Annotated in this window: 23 protein-coding genes; 10 read left to right on the top strand and 13 right to left on the bottom strand. The window is 66.4% G+C overall.

Translation table 11 applies throughout. From position 1 onward, the window contains the following. The 4 genes from AC1RRP_RS14710 to AC1RRP_RS14695 all read right to left on the bottom strand — a co-directional run. Positions 1–444: hypothetical protein (locus tag AC1RRP_RS14710; protein WP_493037422.1), on the bottom strand; the 444-nt coding region annotated here is incomplete at its 3' end. A gap of 136 nt (positions 445–580) precedes the next feature. After that, complete coding sequence (gene phbB, locus AC1RRP_RS14705; RefSeq protein WP_493037420.1) at positions 581–1,318, bottom strand: acetoacetyl-CoA reductase; 738 nt, start codon at positions 1,316–1,318, stop codon at positions 581–583. 104 nt (positions 1,319–1,422) lie between these two features. Next, positions 1,423–2,601, bottom strand: a complete 1,179-nt coding sequence (locus AC1RRP_RS14700; protein ID WP_493037418.1) for an acetyl-CoA C-acetyltransferase — start codon at positions 2,599–2,601, stop codon at positions 1,423–1,425. Positions 2,602–2,623: 22 nt separating this feature from the next. Continuing rightward, positions 2,624–4,339 carry a PHA/PHB synthase family protein gene (locus tag AC1RRP_RS14695; protein ID WP_493037416.1) on the bottom strand — a complete coding sequence of 572 codons (1,716 nt, stop codon included), beginning with the start codon at positions 4,337–4,339 and terminating at the stop codon, positions 2,624–2,626. 86 nt (positions 4,340–4,425) lie between these two features. On the opposite strand from AC1RRP_RS14695, the gene AC1RRP_RS14690 reads away from it, so the two are divergent. Further along, a complete protein-coding gene (locus AC1RRP_RS14690) occupies positions 4,426–4,734 on the top strand; it encodes a hypothetical protein (protein WP_493037414.1) in 309 nt (102 codons plus the stop codon). Here the strand turns inward: AC1RRP_RS14690 and pgeF are convergent. Together pgeF and maiA are read right to left on the bottom strand one after the other, a co-directional pair. Further along, complete coding sequence (pgeF, locus tag AC1RRP_RS14685) at positions 4,666–5,424, bottom strand: peptidoglycan editing factor PgeF (RefSeq protein ID WP_493037412.1); 759 nt, start codon at positions 5,422–5,424, stop codon at positions 4,666–4,668. The genes AC1RRP_RS14690 and pgeF overlap by 69 nt on opposite strands. Positions 5,425–5,443: 19 nt before the next feature. Continuing rightward, positions 5,444–6,109 carry a maleylacetoacetate isomerase gene (gene maiA, locus AC1RRP_RS14680; protein WP_493037410.1) on the bottom strand — a complete coding sequence of 222 codons (666 nt, stop codon included), beginning with the start codon at positions 6,107–6,109 and terminating at the stop codon, positions 5,444–5,446. An 86-nt stretch (positions 6,110–6,195) separates the two neighbouring features. Between maiA and AC1RRP_RS14675 the strand changes: the two genes are divergently transcribed. Then, positions 6,196–6,498, top strand: a complete 303-nt coding sequence (locus AC1RRP_RS14675; protein ID WP_493037408.1) for an antibiotic biosynthesis monooxygenase family protein — start codon at positions 6,196–6,198, stop codon at positions 6,496–6,498. Between the two features lie 126 nt (positions 6,499–6,624). Here the strand turns inward: AC1RRP_RS14675 and AC1RRP_RS14670 are convergent, their stop codons facing one another. Beyond that, positions 6,625–7,062: a MarR family winged helix-turn-helix transcriptional regulator gene (locus AC1RRP_RS14670; protein WP_493037406.1), complete on the bottom strand. Its 438-nt coding sequence runs from the start codon at positions 7,060–7,062 to the stop codon at positions 6,625–6,627. A gap of 142 nt (positions 7,063–7,204) precedes the next feature. Between AC1RRP_RS14670 and gtdA the strand changes: the two genes are divergently transcribed. The 5 genes from gtdA to AC1RRP_RS14645 all read left to right on the top strand — a co-directional run bounded on the left by gtdA (position 7,205) and on the right by AC1RRP_RS14645 (position 11,989). Next, positions 7,205–8,260 carry a gentisate 1,2-dioxygenase gene (gtdA, locus tag AC1RRP_RS14665; protein WP_493037404.1) on the top strand — a complete coding sequence of 352 codons (1,056 nt, stop codon included), beginning with the start codon at positions 7,205–7,207 and terminating at the stop codon, positions 8,258–8,260. Next, positions 8,257–8,952, top strand: a complete 696-nt coding sequence (locus AC1RRP_RS14660; protein WP_493037402.1) for a fumarylacetoacetate hydrolase family protein — start codon at positions 8,257–8,259, stop codon at positions 8,950–8,952. The genes gtdA and AC1RRP_RS14660 overlap by 4 nt, the downstream gene beginning before the upstream one ends. A gap of 28 nt (positions 8,953–8,980) precedes the next feature. Further along, positions 8,981–9,463, top strand: a complete 483-nt coding sequence (locus tag AC1RRP_RS14655; protein WP_493037400.1) for a TRAP transporter small permease — start codon at positions 8,981–8,983, stop codon at positions 9,461–9,463. Positions 9,464–9,518: 55 nt separating this feature from the next. Continuing rightward, positions 9,519–10,838: a TRAP transporter large permease gene (locus AC1RRP_RS14650; protein WP_493037398.1), complete on the top strand. Its 1,320-nt coding sequence runs from the start codon at positions 9,519–9,521 to the stop codon at positions 10,836–10,838. Between the two features lie 107 nt (positions 10,839–10,945). Beyond that, on the top strand, positions 10,946–11,989 hold the full coding sequence (locus AC1RRP_RS14645; RefSeq protein WP_493037396.1) for a TRAP transporter substrate-binding protein: 1,044 nt from the start codon (positions 10,946–10,948) through the stop codon (positions 11,987–11,989). A 53-nt stretch (positions 11,990–12,042) separates the two neighbouring features. Here the strand turns inward: AC1RRP_RS14645 and AC1RRP_RS14640 are convergent, their stop codons facing one another. The 4 genes from AC1RRP_RS14640 to acuI are packed head-to-tail and all read right to left on the bottom strand — an operon-like array spanning position 12,043 to position 15,126. Then, positions 12,043–12,897, bottom strand: a complete 855-nt coding sequence (locus AC1RRP_RS14640) for an alpha/beta hydrolase (RefSeq protein WP_493037394.1) — start codon at positions 12,895–12,897, stop codon at positions 12,043–12,045. A 43-nt stretch (positions 12,898–12,940) separates the two neighbouring features. Further along, positions 12,941–13,507, bottom strand: coding sequence for an Lcl domain-containing protein (locus tag AC1RRP_RS14635; RefSeq protein ID WP_493037392.1), 567 nt, complete (start codon positions 13,505–13,507; stop codon positions 12,941–12,943). Positions 13,508–13,523: 16 nt separating this feature from the next. Next, positions 13,524–14,138, bottom strand: a complete 615-nt coding sequence (locus tag AC1RRP_RS14630) for an isochorismatase family protein (protein ID WP_493037390.1) — start codon at positions 14,136–14,138, stop codon at positions 13,524–13,526. Between the two features lie 10 nt (positions 14,139–14,148). Then, positions 14,149–15,126, bottom strand: a complete 978-nt coding sequence (gene acuI / locus AC1RRP_RS14625) for an acrylyl-CoA reductase (NADPH) (RefSeq protein WP_493037388.1) — start codon at positions 15,124–15,126, stop codon at positions 14,149–14,151. Between the two features lie 105 nt (positions 15,127–15,231). Here acuI and AC1RRP_RS14620 point away from each other — a divergent pair, with 105 nt between their 5' ends. The 3 genes from AC1RRP_RS14620 to AC1RRP_RS14610 all read left to right on the top strand — a co-directional run bounded on the left by AC1RRP_RS14620 (position 15,232) and on the right by AC1RRP_RS14610 (position 17,400). After that, positions 15,232–15,891, top strand: a complete 660-nt coding sequence (locus AC1RRP_RS14620; RefSeq protein ID WP_493037386.1) for a C40 family peptidase — start codon at positions 15,232–15,234, stop codon at positions 15,889–15,891. Positions 15,892–15,982: 91 nt separating this feature from the next. Next, positions 15,983–16,366, top strand: coding sequence for a DUF302 domain-containing protein (locus tag AC1RRP_RS14615; RefSeq protein ID WP_493037384.1), 384 nt, complete (start codon positions 15,983–15,985; stop codon positions 16,364–16,366). Then, positions 16,363–17,400, top strand: a complete 1,038-nt coding sequence (locus tag AC1RRP_RS14610) for an alpha/beta fold hydrolase (protein ID WP_493037382.1) — start codon at positions 16,363–16,365, stop codon at positions 17,398–17,400. Before AC1RRP_RS14615 ends, AC1RRP_RS14610 begins: the two co-directional genes overlap by 4 nt. A gap of 50 nt (positions 17,401–17,450) precedes the next feature. Here the strand turns inward: AC1RRP_RS14610 and AC1RRP_RS14605 are convergent, their stop codons facing one another. Both AC1RRP_RS14605 and AC1RRP_RS14600 read right to left on the bottom strand, forming a co-directional pair. Continuing rightward, positions 17,451–17,726: a hypothetical protein gene (locus AC1RRP_RS14605; RefSeq protein WP_493037380.1), complete on the bottom strand. Its 276-nt coding sequence runs from the start codon at positions 17,724–17,726 to the stop codon at positions 17,451–17,453. A gap of 106 nt (positions 17,727–17,832) precedes the next feature. Then, positions 17,833–21,579: a beta strand repeat-containing protein gene (locus AC1RRP_RS14600; RefSeq protein WP_493037378.1), complete on the bottom strand. Its 3,747-nt coding sequence runs from the start codon at positions 21,577–21,579 to the stop codon at positions 17,833–17,835. Positions 21,580–21,594 lie beyond the last annotated feature (15 nt).

Genomic DNA, 21,594 nt, shown 5'->3' with positions numbered 1-21,594 from the left:
TTGATGACTTCCAATTGACCGACTCTGGTGTTTCCTATGTCCCCGAACACCCGTTTCCCATGTCTCCGGTCTATACACAGAGGGAAAGCGAAACGGATGCTGCTGCATCATTTTCCGGGCACGCGCAAGCTCCGGCCGCAGTTGGTCCAGCATGTGCTGGCGCAACTCGGAGTTGGACGCCTCCTCTGCCATGTCCGATGCGAGAAGCAGGCGGGTGTAATAGCTGTATTGGGTACCTTCCAGTGCGACGTTCAACCTCCTTTCGCGGAGGGTCTCCAGCAGGCGGCGCTCCAGACCCGCCTCCAACGCTTCGCGTTGAAATGCCGCATACAAAAAGTGGGCCGTATGAAAGCTATCGCTACGAGACTTTCCCAGGCAGTAGCCCAATACGAGGGCGACGACCAATCCGACACCTGACAGAAGAATTTTGATCACTCGAGCCATGGGAGTTCACCTGATTCGCTATTGCCGTGGCTCATTCTAGGAATCACCGACAAACCGGTCTATCCCAAAAAAAGAGTCATGCCGGTAAACAGCAAACCCCGCCGCAGCGGGGTTTGTCGTTGGAGCAGAAAAGCCCTCAGCCCATGTGCAAGCCACCATTGACCGAGAAGTCCGCCCCGGTCGAATACCCGCTCTCCTCGCTTGCGATCCAGGCAATGATGGAGGCGATCTCGCCGGGCTCGCCCAGGCGTTTGACGGGGATGGTGCCGACGATCTTGTCCAGCACGTCCTGTCGGATGGACTTGACCATGTCGGTGCCGATGTAACCCGGGCTCACGGTGTTGACCGTCACGCCCTTGCTGGCCATTTCCTGCGCCAGCGCCATGGTGAAGCCGTGCATGCCGGCCTTGGCGGCCGAGTAGTTGGTCTGGCCGGCCTGGCCCTTCTCGCCGTTCACCGAGCTGATGTTGATGATGCGGCCCCAGCCGCGTTCCACCATATCGCCCACCACCTGCTTGGTGACGTTGAACATGGAGTTGAGGTTGGTCTCGATGACGGCGTCCCAGTCCTCGCGGGTCATCTTGAGGAACATGCGGTCGCGCGTGATGCCGGCGTTGTTGACCAGCACGTCGATGGGGCCGTGCTCGGCCTTGGCCTTGCTGAAGGCTTCGACGGTGGAGTCCCACAGGCCGACGTTGCCGACCGAGGCGTAGAAGGTGTAGCCCAGGGCCTTCTGCTCGCCCAGCCATTTGTCGAAGTCGCGCGTGGGGCCGCAGCCGGCGATGACTGTGAAGCCCTCCTTGTGCAGGCGCTGGCAGATGGCGGTGCCGATGCCCCCCATGCCGCCGGTGACGTAGGCTACTTTCTTGCTCATGATGCTCTCCTCGTTGAACTCGCTACCAATCTAATCCCTGTCTTGCGCCTGTAGCCCTAGGCAAAACCCGCGTGTTTCTCTCACGCCTCAACCGCGCGCGGAACTCAACGCTCGATGGTCAGCGCCACGCCCATGCCGCCGCCGATGCACAGGCTGGCAATGCCCTTCCTGGCATTGCGACGCTGCATCTCGTGCAGCAGCGTGACCAGGATGCGGCAGCCCGATGCACCAATCGGGTGACCGATGGCAATCGCCCCGCCGTTGACGTTGACCTTGCTGGTGTCCCAGCCCATTTCCTTGTTGACGGCACAGGCCTGGGCGGCAAAGGCTTCGTTGATCTCCAGCAGGTCCAGGTCGGCGGCCCTCCAGCCGGCGCGCTGCAGCGCCTTGGTCGACGCCGGCACCGGGCCCATGCCCATGGTGGCCGGGTCCAGGCCGCTGGTGGCGTAGCTGGCGATGCGGCCCAGGGGCTTGAGCCCCAGCGCGGCGGCCTTCTTCGCCGTCATGACCATCACGGCGGCGGCGCCGTCGTTGATGCCCGAGGCATTGCCCGCCGTCACGCCGCCGGCCTTGTCGAAGGCCGGGCGCAGGCCGGCCAGGGCCTCGGCATTGGTCTTGCGGTTGATGAATTCGTCGGCATCGAAGGCCAGCGGGTCGCCCTTCTTCTGCGGCAACAACACGGGCACGATCTCGTCCTTGAAGCGGCCGGCGTCCTGCGCGGCGGCGGCCTTCTGCTGACTGGCCAGGGCCAGCGCGTCCTGCATCTCGCGCGTGATGCCGTACTGTTTGGCCACGTTCTCGGCGGTGATGCCCATGTGGTACTGGTTGTAGACGTCCCACAGGCCGTCGACGATCATGGTGTCGATGAGCTTCCAGTCGCCCATGCGCTGGCCGTCGCGCGAGCCCGGCAGCACATGGGGCGCAGCGCTCATGTTCTCCTGACCGCCAGCGATGACGATCTCGCTGTCGCCGGTGGCCACGGCCTGGGCGGCCAGCATCACGGCCTTGAGGCCGGAGCCGCAGACGGCGTTGATGGTGAGCGCGGGGATTTCCTTGGGCAGGCCGCTTTTCATGAGGGCCTGGCGCGCCGGGTTCTGGCCGGCGCCGGCCGCGAGCACCTGGCCCATGATGACTTCACCCACCAGGGCAGCGTCCACCTTGCTGCGTGCCAGCAGCTCCTTGATGACGATGGCGCCGAGCTCGGTGGCCGGGGTCTTGGCCAGCCCGCCGCCGAACTTGCCGACCGCGGTACGCGTCGCGGCAACGATGACGATGTCTTCCATGGTGTATCTCCTGTCCTGTTGACTATGCTTTCTGCTTCACGTAGCGGCCGGGCGCCGCCTCGATGACCTTGTACTTGCTGCCCTTGCCGTATTTCTTGGGTGCAGCCATCTGCTTGCCCGCGTGCGTCTTGAGCCAGGCGGCCCAGTCGGTCCACCAGCTGCCGGCGTTTTCGTCGGCGCCTTCGAACCAGGCATCGAAGGTCTTCGGCAGCTTGCCGTCGGCGCGGATCCAGTGGCTGCGTTTCTTTTTCTCGGGCGGGTTGATCACGCCGGCGATATGGCCGGAGGCGCCCATGACAAAACGCTTCTTGCCCGGCAGCACCTGGGTGCTGGCGTAGGCGCCGGGGATGGGCACGATGTGGTCTTCGCGCGAGCCGTAGATGTAGACGGGCATGTTCACCTTGCGCAGGTCCACCGGCTCGCCGCAGACGGTGAGCTTGCCGGGCTTGACCAGGTTGTTTTCCAGGTAGGTGTTGCGCAGGTACCAGGCGTAGAAAGGCCCGGGCAGGTTGGTGCTGTCGCTGTTCCAGTAGAGCAGGTCGAAAGGTGGCGGCGTTTCGCCCTTGAGGTAGTTGCCCACCACGTAGTTCCAGACCAGATCGTTGGGACGCAGGAAGCTGAAGGTGGAGCCCAGGTCGCGCCCGGCCATCAGGCCGCCCTGCCCCATCTGCTGCTCGCGCAGGCGTACCGAGTTCTCGTCGATGAAGACGTCCAGGATGCCGGTGTCGCTGAAGTCGAGGAAGGTGGTGAGCAGCGTGAGGCTGTGCACGGGGTTCTCGCCACGCGCCGCCAGCACCGCCAGCGCCGTGCCCAGGATGGTGCCGCCCACGCAGAAACCCAGGGCGTTGATCTGCTCGGCGCCGCTGATCTCCTGCACCACGTGGATGGCCTGGATGGCCGCGTCCTCGATGTAGTCGTCCCAGGTCTTGTGGCCCAGGGATGCGTCGGGGTTGCGCCAGCTCACCACGAAGGTGCGGTGGCCCTGGGCCACGGCGTAGCGGATCAGCGAGTTCTCGGGCTGCAGGTCCAGGATGTAGTACTTGTTGATGCAGGGCGGCACCAGCAGGAAGGGCCGCTCATAGACCTTCTCGGTGAGTGGTTTGTATTCGATCAGCTGGAAGAGTTCGTTTTCGTAGACCACCGCGCCTTCGCTGGTGGCCACGTTCTTGCCGACCTCGAAGCGGCTTTCGTCGGTCATGCTCACATGGCCCTGGCCGAGGTCGTGCAGCATGTTCTGCAAGCCCCGGGCAATGCTCTCGCCCTTGGTCTCGATGGCCTTCTTCTGGGCCTCGGCATTGAAGGCCAGGTAGTTGCTGGGCGCACTGGCGGCCACCCACTGCTCCACGCCGAAGCGGATGCGCGCGCGCGTCTTGGCGTCGGCCTGCACTGCATCGGCCATCTCCATGAGCAGGCGTGCATTGAGCAGGTAGGTGGAGGCCGTCATGGCCGCCAACGGGTTCTCACCCCAGGCCGGCGCGGCGAAACGCCGGTCGCTGGTCACCGTTGCGCCGGCGCCCTGCTGCATGAGTTGCGCCAGGTCCTGCACGTACTGTTGCTGCAGGGCCTGCAGCTTGTCGGGCGGGATGGTCACCGGATGATCCATCGCCGGGAGTGCGGCGGGGCCCTGGCCGGGATGCGCACCCTGGAAGGACTGGAAGAGCTTGAGCCAGCTGTCAGCGTAGGCCTGCTGGAACTGCTGCGCCGCTTGCGCCCAAAATTCGGGGGTATCCTGTGTCACGCTGGGTCCTTCGTGCTGGAAATACGCTTCCGTAGCCAGTATGTCAGGCTTGTGCCTACAGATTCCTGACACCGACCAATTTACTCATGTTCTTGATCCTGATCGCCATCGGCTGGCTTTACGTTGCGCTGATGATGGCCGTGGCCGAAGCCACCAGTCCCATCGGTAGCGTGCTGGGCGCGCTCTTCACCTTCCTGCTGTACGGCGTGGGGCCGGTGGCGCTGCTGCTCTACATCCTGGGCACGCCGGCGCGCAAAAAGCTGCGCAAGCAGCGTGAAGCCGAGGAACTGCTGGCCTGGCAGCAGGCGCAGGATGCGCAGGCGGGTTCAGCCCCGCCAGATGCAGGCAGCCAGGCGGCCGCTGACGCGGTCGCGCCGGTGCGAAAAGAACCGTGAGGGATGCGTGACGGTGCACCACGATGGTGAGCTGTCGTTGCCATAGACCTGCGTGATGCCCAGCGCCGCCAGGCGCAGCCTGGCCAGGGCCGGCAGATCGGCCAGCCATTTGCCGGCGGCCGCGGCGGGACGAAAGCAGCCGGCGGCTCGCGGCGACCCGACCTCGAACGCCGCCTTCACTTCGGGCCCGACCTCGAAGGCCTGCGGCCCGATGCAGGGACCGAGCCAGACCATGAGGTCGCACGCGCTGACCTGCAGGGCGGCGTACAGGGTTTCGACCACACCCACCCCGCCCTCACCGGCCAGGCCACGCCAGCCGGCGTGGGCAGCGGCCACGACACTGCCGCGGGCATCGGTGAACAGCAGGGGCAGGCAGTCCGCCACCATGATGGTGCAGGCCACGCCTGGCTCACGCGTGAGGCAGGCATCGGCCTCGGTGCCCTGGGGCGTGTGCACATCCAGCGCCACCACGCTGCGGCCATGGACCTGCTGCAGGAAGACCGGGCGCGCGCCCAGGGCCTGGGCCAGCACGGCCCGGTTGGCGCCCACGGCCAGCGGGTCGTCGCCCACGTGGTCACCGAGGTTCAGGCTGTCATAGGGCGGCAGGGAACGGCCGCCGACGCGGGTGGTGCAGACGGCGCGCACCGTGGCCGGTGCGGGCCACTTGGGGACAAGCCAGTCGGGATGCACGGTGAGGCCCGGCCTGCGTTCAGGGTTCGTTGTCGGGGCAGCTGGACGGCTGCGCCTGCTGGAACGCCGGCAGCGCCATGCAGGCCGCAAAGGCGCTGATGGTCAGCGGCAGGCCGTCGAGGTTCACCTCGAAGCGCTGGCCGTTGAAGATCTGCGGCACCAGGCAGCAATCGGCCAGGCCGGGGGTGTCGCCCCAGCAGTAGACCGAGGGCGGCAGGCCCGCCTGCTGGCGCAGGGCGGCCAGGGTGCTCAGCTGGCGCTCGAAGCTCTCCAGCCCTTCGCGCACCCAGTGGCGGTACCAGGTGTTCTTGGCGTCCTCGCTGACCTTGAGCTCGCGCACCAGGTACTTGAGCACGCGCAGGTTGTTGAGCGGATGGATCTCGCAGGCGATGGACTGGGCCAGGGCGCGCACCCTGGCACGGCCGGCTGCGTCGGCGGGCAGCAGCGGCGGCTGGGGATGGGTCTCGTCCAGGTACTCGATGATGGCCATGGACTGTGAAAAAAGCGCGCCGTCGTCGTCGAGCAGGGGCACCAGGCGATCGGCCGAGACCTCGGCGTAAGCCGGCAGCTTGTGGTCGCCGCGCGCCAGGTGCACGGGGATGTAGTCGTAGCTCAGGCCCTTGAGCGCCAGCGCGATGCGCACGCGGAAGGAGGCCGAGGAGCGGAAGTAGTTGTGGAGCTTCATGCCGGCGAGGATAAACCGGAAACGGGCGGCCCGGCTTGAGGGACAATCCTCAGCAAACAAGCCCCCCGCACAAGGAGACCACAGCCATGATTCTCGAAATCGCCGACATCCGCATCCACGCCGACCAGCAGACCGCCTTTGACGAGGCCATCCAGCGCGGCCTGGCCACGGTCATCAGCCAGGCCCGCGGTTACCGCGGCTTCAAGGTGAACAAGGGCGTCGAGCACCCGGACCGCTACATCCTCATGATCTTCTGGGAGACGCTGGAAGACCACACCGTGCACTTCCGCCAGTCCCCGGCCTTTGCCGACTGGCGCGCCATCGTGGGCCCCTTCTTCGCGGCACCGCCGCAGGTGGAGCACTTCACGCTTCTCGCCAAATCAGACTAAGCCGCCCTGACTGACCCCGATTTCATTCGAGAAACGCCGTGGAACCGGCTTCGCCGGGCCACTGGCGTTGCCCCCTGCAAGGGGGGTGGCGTAGCGCGCGTAGAGCGCGGAGCCTGGGGGTGATGGTTATTCCTTGGCGTGGCCGGCCACGAGCTTGGTCAGCAGGCGCATGATCTGCTCACGCTCGGTGGCATTGAGCGGCCCCAGGATGCGGGTCTGCACGCGCGCCACGGCGCGTTTCATCTGCTGCACGGTCGCCTCGCCTTCGGGCGTGATCCACAGCAGCTTGCGGCGGCGGTCGTTCTGGTCGGCCTCGCGCCGCACCCAGCCCTTGGCCTCCAGACGACCGATCACCGAGCCCGAGGTGGCGGGATCGAAAGCCACGCGTGCCGCCAGCGTGACCTGGTCCGCCCCCGGGGTGTCCATGAGCGCATTGAGCAGGGCGAACTGCACGGGCGTGACGTCGTAGCTGGCCGTCTCCTCCATGAAGGCGGCCACCGAAACCTGGTGAGCCCGGCGGATCAGGTGGCCCGGGGCGTGGGGAAAGTCGTAACTCTTGCTCATGGGGTTCGTCATCCTGCTGGTCGGCAAGTGTATTCGCCCGGCGCGGGGGCTCGGCCGCCCCCGGGAAAACCCGCGCGACACCCCACGTCACTGGTATGTATGCTTATTAAATGACAATCGGCTTCACCGTCAGGAACCGGCCATGAACGCCCCCCACCCTTCCGCCACCGCCCGTCAGTCGCTCTACCGCGACATGTCACCACTGAACCTGAGCCCGTTGTGGGAGGTGCTGCACGCGCTGGTGCCGCCACAGCCGGCCTCGCCCTGCGTGCCGGCCCACTGGAAATACGCGCAGCTCCGCCCCTATCTGCAACGCGCCGGCGAAGTCATCACCGCCGAGGAGGCCGTACGCCGCGTGCTGATCCTGGAAAACCCGGCGCTGCGCGGCCAGTCAGCGGTGACGCAGTCGCTCTACGCCGGGTTGCAGCTGATCCTGCCGGGTGAGGTCGCACCCAGCCACCGCCACACGCAGAGTGCGCTGCGTTTCATCGTGGAGGGCACGGGCGCCTACACGGCCGTGGACGGTGAGCGCACCACCATGCACCCGGGCGACTTCATCATCACGCCCAGCTGGACCTGGCACGACCATGGCAATGAGGTGGACGAGCCGGTCGTCTGGCTCGACGGCCTGGACATCCCCATGATCCGCTTCTTCGATGCCGGTTTCGCGGAAAACGGCGCGACCCACTCGCAGCCGGTCACGCGGCCCGAAGGCGCCAGCTTCGCGCGCTACGGCCACAACATGGCGCCGGTGCGCGGCACCACGCCTTTCGGTGCCACCTCGCCCCTCTTCAGCTACCCCTATGAGCGCAGCCGCGAGGCGCTGCACCAGCTCGAACGCAGCGCCCCGATCGACGCCAGTGAGGGCTACAAGCTGCGCTACATCAACCCGCAAACCGGCGGCACCCCCATGCCCACCCTGCAGCCCTTCCTGCAGCGCCTGCCTGCGGGCTTCGAGGGCCAGGGCTGGCGCCAGACCGATGGCGCGGTGTACAGCGTGGTGGAAGGTACGGGTACTGCGTACATCGAGGGCCCCGGCGGCCCGGTACGATTCGATTTCGAAGCCCGCGACCATTTTGTCGTGCCCTCCTGGCAGGCGCTGCGCCTGCAGTCGACGACCGGTTGCGTGCTCTTCAGTTTTTCAGACCGCCCGGTGCAGGAAGCCCTGGGCATCCACAAGGAAGAAAGGCTCGCATGAGTTTCGTCATCACCGCCCCGGCCCAGGTCTCCGTGCCCGTGGTCGGCAGCAAGGACCGTTTCCCCGTCGGGCGCATCTACTGCGTCGGCCGCAACTACGTGGCCCACGCCCAGGAGATGGGGTTCACCGGCCGCGAGCCGCCCTTCTTTTTCATCAAGCCGGCCGATAACTGCCTGGTCATCGAACCCGGCCAGAGCCCTGATCTGCACTACCCGAGCCTGACCAAGGACTTCCACCATGAGATCGAGCTGGTGGCCTGCATCGGCACCGGCGGCAAGAACATCAAGGCCGCCGACGCGAAGAAGCACATCTGGGGTTACGCCGTGGGCCTGGACATGACCCGGCGCGACCTGCAGGGCGAACAGAAGAAGCTGGGCCGTCCCTGGTGCATCGGCAAGACCTTCGACGAGGCCTGTCCCATCGGCGCCATCACGCCGGCCGCGCAAGCCGGCGACATCGAGAAGGCCGAGATCTGGGTGCAGGTCAATGGCCAGGACCGCCAGCGCAGCGACGTCTCCAAGCTGATCTGGAACATCGGCGAGATCATCGAGCACGTCAGTGCAGCCTGGGAACTGCGCCCCGGCGACCTGATCTATACCGGCACGCCCGAAGGCGTGGCCGCCGTGGTGCCGGGTGACGTGATGGAAGGCGGCGTGGCAGGGTTGACCCCTATCCGCCTCAAGGTGGTCTGAGCCGGGCGCGCCCCTACAATCGCGGCCCATGATCTACAAGATGTTGGGAACACTGGCCAGGGCCTGCGCCATCCTGGCCGGTGTGCTGCTGACGGTCATCACGCTGATGACCTGTCTGAGCGTGTTGGGGCGCAACACCACCGGCACCACGCTGGTCGGTGATTTCGAGCTCACGGGTGTGGCCGCCGGGGCGGCCATCGCCCTCTTCCTGCCCTGGTGCCAGCTGCGCCGTGGCAACATCATCGTGGACTTCTTCACGGCCAGCGCCAGCGAGCGCTCCACCGCCACGCTGGACCGCATCGGCGCCTTCGTGCTGGGCCTGTGCATGGCCCTGCTGGCCTGGCGCACCGTGCTCGGCGGCCTGAGCGCCTGGAGCACGCAGTCGGCCACCATGATGCTGGGCTTTCCCGAGTGGATCGTCTACACGCTGATGGTGCCGCCCCTGATCCTCACGGCCCTCATCGGCCTGAGCCAGGGCCTGCTCGGCTTTGAACCGGAGGCCCAGGCATGAGCCGCCGGGCCGCTCCCAAGGCGAATACCGCAGCGCTTGGCGCGAAAGTTGTGCGATGACCCCCGTGACCCTGACGCTGATGATCTTCGGCATCATGCTGCTGCTGATGGCGGTGCGCATCCCGATCGCAATTGCCATGTTCGTGGCCGGGGCTATCGGCTACGTGACCCAGGCCGGCTGGCTGCCGCTGTCCAGCTTCCTCAACACCCAGGCCTTCGCGCGCTTTGCCAGCTACGACCTGTCGGTGATCCCGCTGTTCATCCTGATGGGGCATTTCGCCACCCAGGGCGGCATTTCCAAGGCCCTGTTCGGTTTTGCCAGCGCCGTGATGTCGCGCCTCAAGGGCGGCCTGGCCATGGCGGCCGTCATGGCCAGCGCGGCCTTCGGCGCCATCTGCGGCTCCTCGGTGGCCACGGCGGCCACCATCACCTCGGTGGCCCTGCCCGAGATGAAGCGCCATGGTTATTCCGGGCGCCTGTCCACCGGCACGCTGGCCGCGGGCGGCACGCTGGGCATCCTGATCCCACCCTCCGTCCCGCTGGTGATCTACGCCATCCTGACCGAGCAGAACATCGCCAAGCTCTTCGCCGCGGCCATGGTGCCCGGCCTCATCGCCATGGTCGGCTACATGATCGCCATCGCGGTCTACGTACGCCTGGTGCCGGGCCAGGCACCTGAGAAGGATGCGGTGGCGCAGAAGATCACGCGGCAGTCGCTCAAGGGTGTCATTCCCATCGCGCTGATCTTCCTGATCGTCTTTGGCGGCATCTACGGCGGCATCTTCACGCCCACCGAGGGTGCAGCCGTCGGTGCGGCCGCCACTTTCGTGATGGCCCTGGCCTTGCGCGAACTGACGCTCAAGAAGCTGGCGCACTGCTTCTACGCGACGGCCGAAAGCTCGGCCATGATCTTCATGATCTTCATCGGGGCCGACCTGATGAACTCCGCGCTCACGCTCACGCAGGTGCCGGCCCAGCTGGCCAGCCTGGTCAGCGGCTGGGGCCTGCCGCCGATGATGGTGGTCAGCGCCATCCTGCTGCTCTACGTGGTGCTGGGCGCGGTCATGGACGAACTGTCCATGATCCTGCTGACCATCCCGATCTTCTTCCCCATGGTCATGGGCCTGGACTTCGGCATGCCCGCTGAATCGGTGGCGATCTGGTTCGGCATCATGGTGCTGATGACGGTGGGCTTCGGCCTGCTGGCGCCGCCCGTGGGACTGAACGTCTACGTGGTCAACGGCATGGCCAAGGACGTGCCCATCAGCGAGAGCTACCGCGGCGTGATGCCCTTCCTGATCAGTGACGTGCTGCGCACCCTGCTGCTGCTGTTCTTCCCGGCCGTCTCGCTGTGGCTCGTGAAGTACGTGGGCTAGCAGCGCGCCGGCACGGCCGCCCGCGCGCTCATTGAGGGAAAGCCCCAGCACGTGCCGAAGTGAATTTCGGCTAAGGTGCAGCCTGAACCCCCAAGAGGAGACAGACCATGATCCAGCGCCGTACCCTGCTCAAATCCACCGCTGCCGCCGCAGCGCTCGGCGTCCCGACGCTGGGCCTGGCCCAGCAGAGCGTGACCCTCAAGTTCCACACCTTCATGGCGCCCATGTCGGCCGTCTGGCTGACCATGCACAAGCCCTGGATGGACAAGGTCGAGAAGGATTCGGGTGGCCGCATCAAGTTCGAGGCCTACCCCGCCATGCAGCTGGGTGGCACGCCGGTGCAGCTCTATGACCAGGCGCGTGACGGCGTGGTCGACGTGGTCTGGACCCTGCCGGGCAACACCGCCGGGCGCTTCCCGCGCATCGAAGTGTTCGAACTGCCCTTCATGCTCAACAACGCCGAGGCCACCTCCAAGGCCTATTGGGAATACGTGCAGACCGTCGCGGTCGACGAGTTCAAGGACACGCACCCCATCGCCCTGCACGTGCACGGCCCCGGCATGTTCCACACCAAGGCCAGGCAGATCAAGACCCCCGATGACCTCAAGGGCCTGAAGATGCGCGGCCCGACCCGTCAGGTCACCAAGCTGCTGCAGTCCGTGGGCGCTACGCCCGTGGGCATGCCGCTGCCGCAGATTCCCGACGCCCTGTCCAAGGGCACCATCGATGGCTGCGTGATCCCCTGGGAAGTGGTGCCGGCCGTCAAGGTGCACGAACTGACCAAGTTCCACACCGAGTTTCCCGCCGGCCATCCTGGCCTGTACACCACGACCTTCGTGATGACCATGAACAAGGCCAAGTACGAGTCGCTGGCACCGGACCTCAAGAAGGTCATCGACAACAACTCCGGCCTGGCCACCTCGGGCTGGCTGGGCAGGCAGCAGCAGCAGAGCGATATTCCCGGTCGCAAGACCACGGTCGAGCGCGGCAACACCATCTACACCTTGAGCAATGCCGAGGCCCAGGAGTTCGTGAAGCGCTCCAGTGAAGTGGACAACGAGTGGGTGGCCGACATGAACAAGCGTGGCTTCGACGGCAAGAAACTGCTGCAAAGCGCCAAGGATCTGATCGCCAAACACGGCAAGGCCTGAGGAACCAGCGCACACATGAAAAAGCGCCCGATGGGCGCTTTTTTTACGGCTGGCTAGTAGTGGGCACCGTTGATGAACCGCACGATACCCTCGGCCACCTCGGCCTCCTGCTCCAGGAAGCCATGCGGCGAACGCCCTTCGCAGGCCTCCACCGCCGACAGGCCGGCGCGGCCCGGCCCGCCGTCCACCCGCACGAGCTGTTCGCGCACGCCCTCGGTACGCGCCATGATGCGCTCGTTCAGCGTGGCCGGGGAACGCAGGCATTTGTCCTGCGCATGGCCGATCACGAGCACGGGCATGCGGATGGATTCCAGCGGCAGGTCGAACACGGTCTGCGCCACCCAGGGCTTGCTGCCCTTGGGATTACCCGAGGTGACCGGAGAGGTCAGTACCAGGCCATCGGGCGCCGCCGGGCCGCTCAGGCGGCTCGCAGCGTTGGCCGCCGAGATTGCGCCGCGGCTGGTACCGACCAGCCAGACACGCGCCTGGGTGCGCCGGCGCACGTCGGCAATGATCCGCCCCAGGTCCAGGGCATGCGTGGACGAAGCCCGGAATCCCGCCAGGCCGTCCTCGCCGGTATGGTCCGAGCGCGCATCCACCAGCGCCGTGGCAAAACCAGCGGCCTGGAACAGCGGCAGCGAGCGCACCAGCGAATTGCCCTGGAGGGCCTGCGGGCAGGCCCGTTCGTCGAGCCGGAGATGGCCGCCCCCACCCGGCAGCAGCACCAGTGCCACCCGACTGCCCCGGGCCGGACTCGCGGGATGCGCGAACGCGTAGCGCGTGCGGGTTCCGTCGTGGGTGTCCATCGTCACGAGGTCGCCGCAAGGCCCGGCCTGCGCCACCGCCATGGTCAGGAACACCAGGCTGGCAAGCACCGACGCACTGCGCAGATTCCGTTCGTGTTGCATGGGACGCTCCTCTGTGGGGGGAGGACAAGCACCAAAAAGAAACTCAGAAGTTCGGACGCACCAGCCGCACCGTGAGCATGGAACGCTTGGTGACGTCACCCCGCGCCTCACCCGAGCCCAGGTGGACCGCCCAGCCCTGCTGCACGCCGAGCTGGTCGGTGTTGCCGCCCGCGCGGCCCTGGCGGATATTGTCGTAGTCGTAGGGGTTGATCCGCACGGCATTGATGCTGGCCGTGATGGACCAGTGCCAGTCCTGGGGAGCCGCCGGGAACAGTGCAGCCTCCGGCCCTGCAGGCTTGCCGACCTTGCCGGCCAGACGACGCAGTTCGGGTACGCGCGGCAGCCGCCAGGCCACGCCCTCGGCCTTGGCCCGTGCCGCGGCCAGCGCCGTGGCCTCGCCATGGGTCATCAGGCGCGCCGCACCCGTGCAGGTCTTCCCGTTCCAGGCCATGCCCTCCACGCAGCGGGGCCAGGCCAGCTTGCTGCGGACATCGACCACATAGGCGCCATCCTCCGACAGGCTCAGCTCCGGGGACGCGGGCGCATCCGCGGCAGCGGCCAGCGTGCCGAAACCGGCAAGGAACAGGCCGGGGAGCAGGCAGCGATTCATGGTCTGGGCCCCCGGGCTATTTCACGAGCTTGAGGACATCCGCAAAAGCCGGATGTTCAGCCGAGCGCAGCCACTCGAAGGCCACCATCTCGGTCGTCACGAGTTCGACACCGGCGCCGGCTAGGCGGTCAAAGGCGGCATCGCGGTTGCGCTCGCTGCGCGAACCGCAGGCGTCCGTCACGACCCAGACCTCGAACTCGTCGTCCAGCAGATCCAGCGCCGTCTGCAGCAGGCAGACATGCGCCTCGCAGCCGGCCATCACGATGGTGTTGCGCCCATCGGCCGGCTGGGCCGGCTTCTGCAGGTGCTTGGGCAGGCTGCGCGCGTTGCCTTGCGGCGCACGCGCCGGCGGACGCAGCAGTTCGGCCAGGCCGTCGGCCACGGCGCTGAAGCTCATCTTGGTTAAGGTCTTGCCGCCGGCCTGGGCGATCAGGGCCTGCAGCGCGGGCACGGTGGGGCCCAGGCCTGCGGGGTTCTCTTCGGTGGCAAAAACCGGCACCTGGAGCAGGCGCGCCATCTGCGCCAGCCGACTGGCGTTGGCCAGCACGGCCGGGCCCTCGTGGAGGGCGGGCATCAGCTTGCCCTGGTAGTCGACCAGCAGCAACTGGGAATCTTCGAGTTCGAGCAGCATCTGGTCTCCTTCAGGCGATGCGGACCACCACACGGCCGCGTACCTGGCCGGCCATGAGTTGCTGGGCCTTGGCGATGGCCTGGTCCAGCGGTACTTCCTCGACCATGCGCTCCAGCAGGGTCACGTCGAGGTCGCGCGCCAGGCGGTCCCAGGCGCGCTGGCGCTTCGGCAAAGAGGCCATGACCGAGTCGATGCCGGCCAGCGTGACCCCGCGCAGGATGAAGGGCATCACCGTGGTGGGCAGGTCCATGCCCTGGGCCAGGCCGCAGGCGGCCACCACACCACCGTAGCGGGTCTGCGCCAGCGCATTGGCCAGGGTGTGCGAACCCACGGCGTCCACCACCGCGGCCCAGCGCTCCTTCTGGAAGGGCTTGCCGGGCTGGGCCAGTTCTTCGCGGTCGATGATGGCGCTGGCGCCCAGCGCCTTGAGATAGTCAGCCTCGGCGGCCTTGCCGGTGGCCGCGACCACCTGGTAACCGAGCTTGCCCAGCAGGGCGATGGCGACGCTGCCCACGCCGCCGGTGGCACCGGTCACCAGCACCTCGCCGGCGCCGGGTTGCACGCCGTGGTCTTCCAGCGCCAGCACGCAGAGCATGGCGGTGTAACCGGCGGTGCCGATGGCCATGGCCAGTCTTGGCGTAAAGGCGGCCGGCAGCTTGACCAGCCAGTCGCCCTTGAGGCGCGCTTTTTCGGCCAGGCAACCCCAATGCGTCTCGCCCACGCCCCAGCCGTTGTGCACAAAAGCGTCGCCCGCCTTCCAGGCCGGGTGGCTGGATTCGAGCACGGTGCCAGCGCCATCGATACCGGCCACCATGGGCCAGCTGCGCACCACCGGCCCCTTGTTGCACAGGGCCAGGCCGTCCTTGTAGTTGAGCGTGGAGTACTGCAGGGCCACGGTCACGTCGCCGGCCGGCAGCCGGGCTTCGTCGATCTGCTGCAGGGAGGCCGTGAATCCGTTGGCATTGTCCAACACGAGCGCTTTGAACATGAAGGCATCTCTCAATGAATTTTTATTTAAAATCAATCACTTAAGCTGTTTTCCATGAAAAAGCTTTAATTGACATCTGCACTGGCAACGTCCTATGCTAACCGCATGCGTACCGCTTGTATCGCCCTGCTGCTGAGTCTGCTCGCCTGTGCACGTGCCGGCGCCAGCGGTGCGGGCGACGATGAACTGGACCGCTTCCTCAACGCACGCGGCCTGGTGGAGGCCCCGGCACGTGGCGTCTCGGCGCCGGCACCCGCTGGCGCTGCGCCGGTACCTACCGAGCCGGCCGGCACGAGCGATCCCGCCGGTTCGAACCAGCCGATGGACCGCATGTCCGAACTGGTGGTGGCGGCCATGGGCGCGCTGGGCGTGCCTTACCGCCGCGGCGGCAACACCTACGACTCGGGTTTCGACTGCAGCGGTTTCGTGCGGGCCGTGGTCGAACAGACGCTGGGCCTGATGCTGCCGCGCAATGCGGCGCAACAGGCGGCCGCCACGCATCAGATCGAGCGCACCGAGCTCCAGCCGGGCGACCTGGTCTTCTTCAACACCCTGCGCCGCACTTACAGCCATGTGGGCATCTATGTCGGCGACCACAAGTTCATCCACTCCCCCAAACCGGGTGCGGCCGTGCGCATCGAGGACATGCGCGTGAACTACTGGGACCGGCGCTTTGACGGCGCCCGTCGTGTCCTGGGCCAGTCCTCCGCTCGCGCGCCCTTTCAGGCCGCAACGACGTCGACGCCGGTCTCTACCAGCTACTGAGTCCGGGCCACCCTGCGCCGGCCGGACGCACATACCTCCGGGGGAATCCGGCACAATGCTTAGCCCCTGCCAACCCCCGAGAGGAATTCCCATGTTCTATACCGTTGACACCGCCAAATCCTTCGAACAGGCCGCCGCCGATCTGGACGCTGCCGTCAAGCGCCATGGCTTCGGCGTGCTCCACGTGCACGATATCGGCAACACCCTGCGCAGCAAGGGCCTGAGCTTCACCGAGAACTGCCGCGTCTTCGAGGTCTGCAACCCGGCCCAGGCCGCCAAGGTGCTGGCTGCCGACATGCAGATGAACATGGCCCTGCCCTGCCGCATTTCGGTCTACACTGAAAAAGGCAAGACCCGGATCGGCATGATCAAGCCGACCGACATGCTGGCCATGCTCTCCGAGGACCCGGCCCTGGGCCAGGTGGCCCGGGAAGTCGACGAGAAAACCACCCTGATGATCAACGAGGCGAAATGATGCGACCTGCCCTGCACCGACTCCTGCGCCAGACCGCGGCCCTGCTGCTGGCCGGCACCAGCCTCTGGGCCCTGGCCCAGGATGCCAACCAGCCGACCTACGCTGGCGCCGAGCCGCTGGGCGCGGCCATGGAGAACTGGGCCTATCCCTACCCGGTGCAGATGTTGCAGTTCGAGGTGGAGGGCCGGCCGTTGCGCATGGCCTATATGGACGTCAAACCGCAGAACCCCAACGGCCAGACCATCGTCCTCCTGCACGGCAAGAACTTCGGCTCGGACTACTGGCTCCCCACGCTCAAGGCCATGTCGACCTACGGCTTTCGCGTCATCGCCCCGGACCAGATCGGCTTTGGCAAGTCGTCCAAGCCCGAGATGCGCTACTCCTTCGGCATGCTGGCCGAGAACACCGCACGCCTGCTGGACCATCTCAAGCTCAACCGGGTCACGGTCATTGCCAACAGCATGGGCGGCATGCTGGGTGTGCATTTTGCGCGCCGTTACCCGGAGCGCGTGATCGCCCTGGTGCTGGAGAACCCGCTGGGCCTCGAAGACTACGTGGCCAGCATTCCGCCCCAGCAGACGCCCAACCTCGTGAAGCTGGAGATGGCGCAGACGCCGGCGAGCTACCGCAACTTCGTCAAGGGCTACTTCCCGGTCTGGAAACCCGAGTTCGAGCGTTTCGTGGAGCAGTTCGCACGCGTGCAGCTCAGCGGCGACTACCCGCACTTCGCCCTCGTCTCGGCCCTGACCTACCAGATGATCTACGACGGGCCGATCTACAACGAGCTGCCCCAGCTCAAGGTGCCGACCCTGCTGGTCATCGGCCAGAACGACCGCACGGTCTTCGGCCGCCGCTTCGCGCCGCCCGAGGTGGTCAAGCCCATGGGCAACTTCCCCCTGATGGGACGTAATGCACAGCAGCGCATCCCGGGCGCCGTGCTCAAGGAATTCAACGGCGTGGGCCACGTGCCGCATCTGGAACAGCCGGAGCGGTTCCACGCGGTGGTCATGGACTTCATCTACGGCAAAAAATAAACCCTGAGGGCTGACGCCCTTCAGGGTTGTTCGCAGCGTGCGACGGCGGCCTATTTGTCGGCCGGCTTCTCCGCGCTGCCCTTCTTGTTGACCTTGTTCTGGATCCAGGTGTCGGCAGGCTTGAACACCTTCTCGTTGACGGTACCGAAGGCTTTGCCCACCCCCTTGTCGGCAGCGGAGGCACCTTTGTGGATGCCCTCCTCGGCCACCTCGCCGGTTTTCTTGGTCACACGCGCGGCCTTGTCGACGAAGCGCTCTTCCTCGGCATGCACCGCCGGCCAGGCCAGTACAAGCAGCAGGCCACAACACCATCCCAGTTTTTTCATCACGATCTCACTCCAGTATCAAGAGGCCAGGTCAACAGGGACCCTGTTGCGAAATCTAGCATCATTGGACCCGCACGCCGAGCCATGACCATTGGAGCGGTCGGGACTACTTTGGTTCCTCGTCATGGCCGGGCGACAGGTCGATCTCCACCGATTGCCCGCGATCGATCGCACCACCGGCCTGCGACGGCGCACTGCGTGCCATCGGCACGCCCTCCAGCAGGGCAAAGACAGCACCACCTGGCCGCGCGTTGTCCGCCGCCGCATCGGACGACAGAGTGCCCGTGACTGATGAGCGATCAGGCACCACACGGTTGTTGCCGGCGTTGTCCGCCAGGGTCTGGCCGACCTCCGGCCGACCATTGACGGTGAAGACCCCGTCACCGGCGTTGCTGACGTTGCTGAAATTGCCGCTGACGCTGCCCCCCGGCGCATCGAGCGTGAGACTGGACGCCGAGCCGGACAGATTGGCCTGGCCCTCGGAACGCACCGTGGCCGTCTGGGTATTCAGCGTCAGCTGAACCGCACCGCCCGAGTCGACCACCGCCGCCGGTGCGCTGACGGAGCCGACCACGGAGTCACCGCTCAGGGTGGCCGTCTGTGTGGCCACCACGGCCACATTCGCGCTGCCTTGTGCCGTCACGGCCACGTCCGCCCCCGAAATCGTGCCCGTGATGTTGTTGCCGGCCACCGATGCATCACCGCCGGCGCTGACATTCACCGAAACATCGCCGCTGCTCTGCACGGCCACATTGCCCAGGCTGATGGTGCTGCCCGTCACGTCACCGCTGGTGGTGAGCGTGTTGTTGCCCGCCGCATCCAGGGCGCGCAGGGTATGGTTGCTGAGCGCCACCAGGCCCAGGGCGTTGATCTGGTAGCGCTGGACCCACAGGGTGTCGCTCAGGCTGTAACGGTTGGCGCTGACGTCGAACTGTTCCAGCGGGCTGTTCTGCGAACCACCGCTGCGCATGCTCACGTTGCCGCGGTTGCTGCCAGAACCCGCAGCCAGGGTCAGACTGTAGGCCCCGCCAGCGGCATTGCTGATGTGGCCGTCTAGCTGGATGTCGGCGCCGGTCGTGGCCAGCCGGGTGTCGGCCAGCAGCTGGACCGGCGCCTGGAAACGGATGCCGCCGGCCCCCTGGGCCGTCACCTGGCCGCCGATGCCGGAGTCGGCCGCACCGGCCTGAACGTCCAGTGCCTGGACGGTGGCATCGGCAAAGCTCAGGTTGCGCCGGCTGCCGAGGCTCACGGTTTCGCTGTAGCTGCCGGCCCCGATCGTGATCCGGGCGCCGGTGCCGGACGCGCTGATTGCACTGGCAATCGACATGGCCTGCGTGCCACCGCCGGCCAGCTGACCAAGGCCAACCTCGAAGTCCTGCGTCCGGGCTGCGCCATCCCAGCCCTGGATGATGCTGGACGACGCGCCGGGCAGATTGACGGCGAAATCGTAGGCCTTTTGTTGCGTGGCCTGCAGCCAGGTGTACTGGCTGCTGCCGGCGCTGGTCGTGTTGCGCACCGCATAGCCGAAACCGGCAATGCCCAAGGTGCCGAAATCATGCAGCGCCGACTCGTCCTGCAGGTAGACCGGGTTGACTTCATGGAACTGGTTGTTGCCTTCGATGCTGATGTTGTTGACCTGCTGGTTGTAGCTGCGGTTGGCCTGGTACAGCGCCACCCCACCCCACGCGTTGTTCAGCGTGGTGCTGTAGCGCACCGTCACGTTGGCGCTGTCGGTGATCTGCAGGCCGGCCCCCTGGCTGCTGCCAGCGTCGTTGCCGACCGGCGCGCCGTTGAGGGTGACATGGTCGATGAGGGCACCGTCGACACCGTTGAGGTCGAGCTCGGCCTTGCCCGCGCCACGGCTGCTCACGTTCACGATGGTGAAATTGCGCAGGCGTGCATCCGGCGTGCCCGAGGGCGATACCTTGATGCCGTAGGCCGAGGCATAAAAGGCCGAGGGCCCGTAAAACGTGAAGTCGCGCAGGGTGACGTCATCGGCGCTGACGGACATGCCGTAGGGCGTGGTGAGCCCGCGCGCATCGATGGTTGTCGCTGTCTCACCGGCACCGATCAGCGTCAGCGGCTTGCCGACACTCAGCGTCGAGGCCTGCGTGTAGCTGCCCGCGGCCACCTTGACCGTGCCGCCGCTGACCACCGCGTCGATACCGCCCTGGACCGTGTTGATCGGTGTGAGCCGGCTGCCCTGGTTGCCGGCTGCCCCGCTGCCTGCGACCTGCACCTGCGTGCGGTTGGAGGTGGTGTAAGCCTGGTCCTGCACCGTCCAGCCGTTGTTGGCGCCGCTCAGGGCCAGCAGGCTTTGCTGCCAGCCCAGGGTGGGGGCGGCCGCGATGGGTGTGCTGTTGCTGACGATCGTGCCGCCCACGATGTGGCCGTTGAGGTGCAGGTTCAGGCCCCACTCATTGCCTATCGTCCCCTGGCTGTTGCCGCTGATGGCGATGCCGCTGGCGTCGGTGTACTGCACCGAGATGCCGCTCTTGGTGTTCTCGATGCGGTTGCTGCTGACGCTGCCCGTGCTGTTGCGGCCATGGATCAGGATACCGGTGCGCAGATCGTGCAGATTGTTGTTGCGAATCGCAAAGCCTGTGATGCCGTCGGCCACCACGATGCCGCGGCTGATGTTGGGCCGCGAGCTGGCGTAGTAATCGTAGTAGGGCTGGTTCACCGGCCCGACGATCTCCAGGTTTTCCACCGTCAGGTTGGCGGCGCTGAGGGTGATGCCGTTGACATCGGCAACATCGGGCACCAGCAGCCTGGCGCCGGTCTCGCCCTGCAAGCTCAGGTTCGCCCTGTTCAGCGCCACTTGCTCGGTATGGTCGCCGGCCTTGAGGACCACCGTCGCCCCGGCACCGGGCGTTCCCGTCTTGGCGATGTTGATCGCGTCGCGCACGCGCGCACCTGGACTGACCTCGATGCGGTTCGAGCTGCCGCTGACCGTGGGCGCATCCAGCGCAGACTTGAGCAGCACCACGTCGCCGTTGACCACCAGGGTGCTGCTGGCCTGCTGCACCCCCTCCAGGTTGATGACACCGGACAGAAGGGTGGCAGCGTCGCCGGTGGTCATCAGCAGCTGCGCCCCGACCAGGCTGGCGCCGGCGTTGTTGGACACGCTGGTACCGATCGCGCCAGTTGGCAGGGCGAACTCAAAGAGGCCCCCGTTGAGGGTCACCGTCGCCCGATCCGTCCCGGACAGGGCGATGCGCCCCCCGGTGGCCGTGATGCTGCCGTGGTTCACCACCGAGGGAGCCACCAGGGCCACCAGGCCCGCGTTGCCGGCGGTGATGCTGCCCTCGTTGCGCACACTGCCGGTGGCGCCGGTGATGGTGATGGCGCCGCTGTTGACATCGTCCATGAAGGGGCTGACGCTGACCGTTCCCGTGGACGCGATCAGGGAGCCGACATTGATCGTCGCACCGTTGCCGAACAGCACGCCGTTCGGGTTCATCAGCAGCACCATGCCATTGGCCGACAAGGTGCCGTAGATCTCGGACATACCGGCGCTGGCCGACACCCGGTTCAGCACGGCCGCGGTGGCGCTGGGTTGCACGAATTCGACCGTTTTCCCTGCGCTGATATTGAAGGATGTCCAATCGATGATCGCCCGGTTGCCGGTCTGGGTCAGGGTGAGCTTGTTGCCCGTCAGGTCACTGGCCACACTGCCTGCCGCCACCGTCCCGCCCATGGGCAGGCCCGCGATGGCCGGGTTGATGTCGGCCCGGCTCAGCGTGCAAAAGCACCAGGCCACGGCCAGCGGCAGGGTCTTGAGGGTCAGGCCCGCAGGCATGCCACGCGTGCGCCGTCCGTGGGCAGGGGAGTGAATTTTTTGACGCGTCATGGTGAACCTTTCAGG

It is taken from the genome of Hylemonella sp. GW821-FHT12C09 (assembly GCF_058807395.1).
The sequence above is the reverse complement of the archived record's forward strand: the minus strand, read 5'-3'. Positions and strand labels throughout refer to the sequence as shown.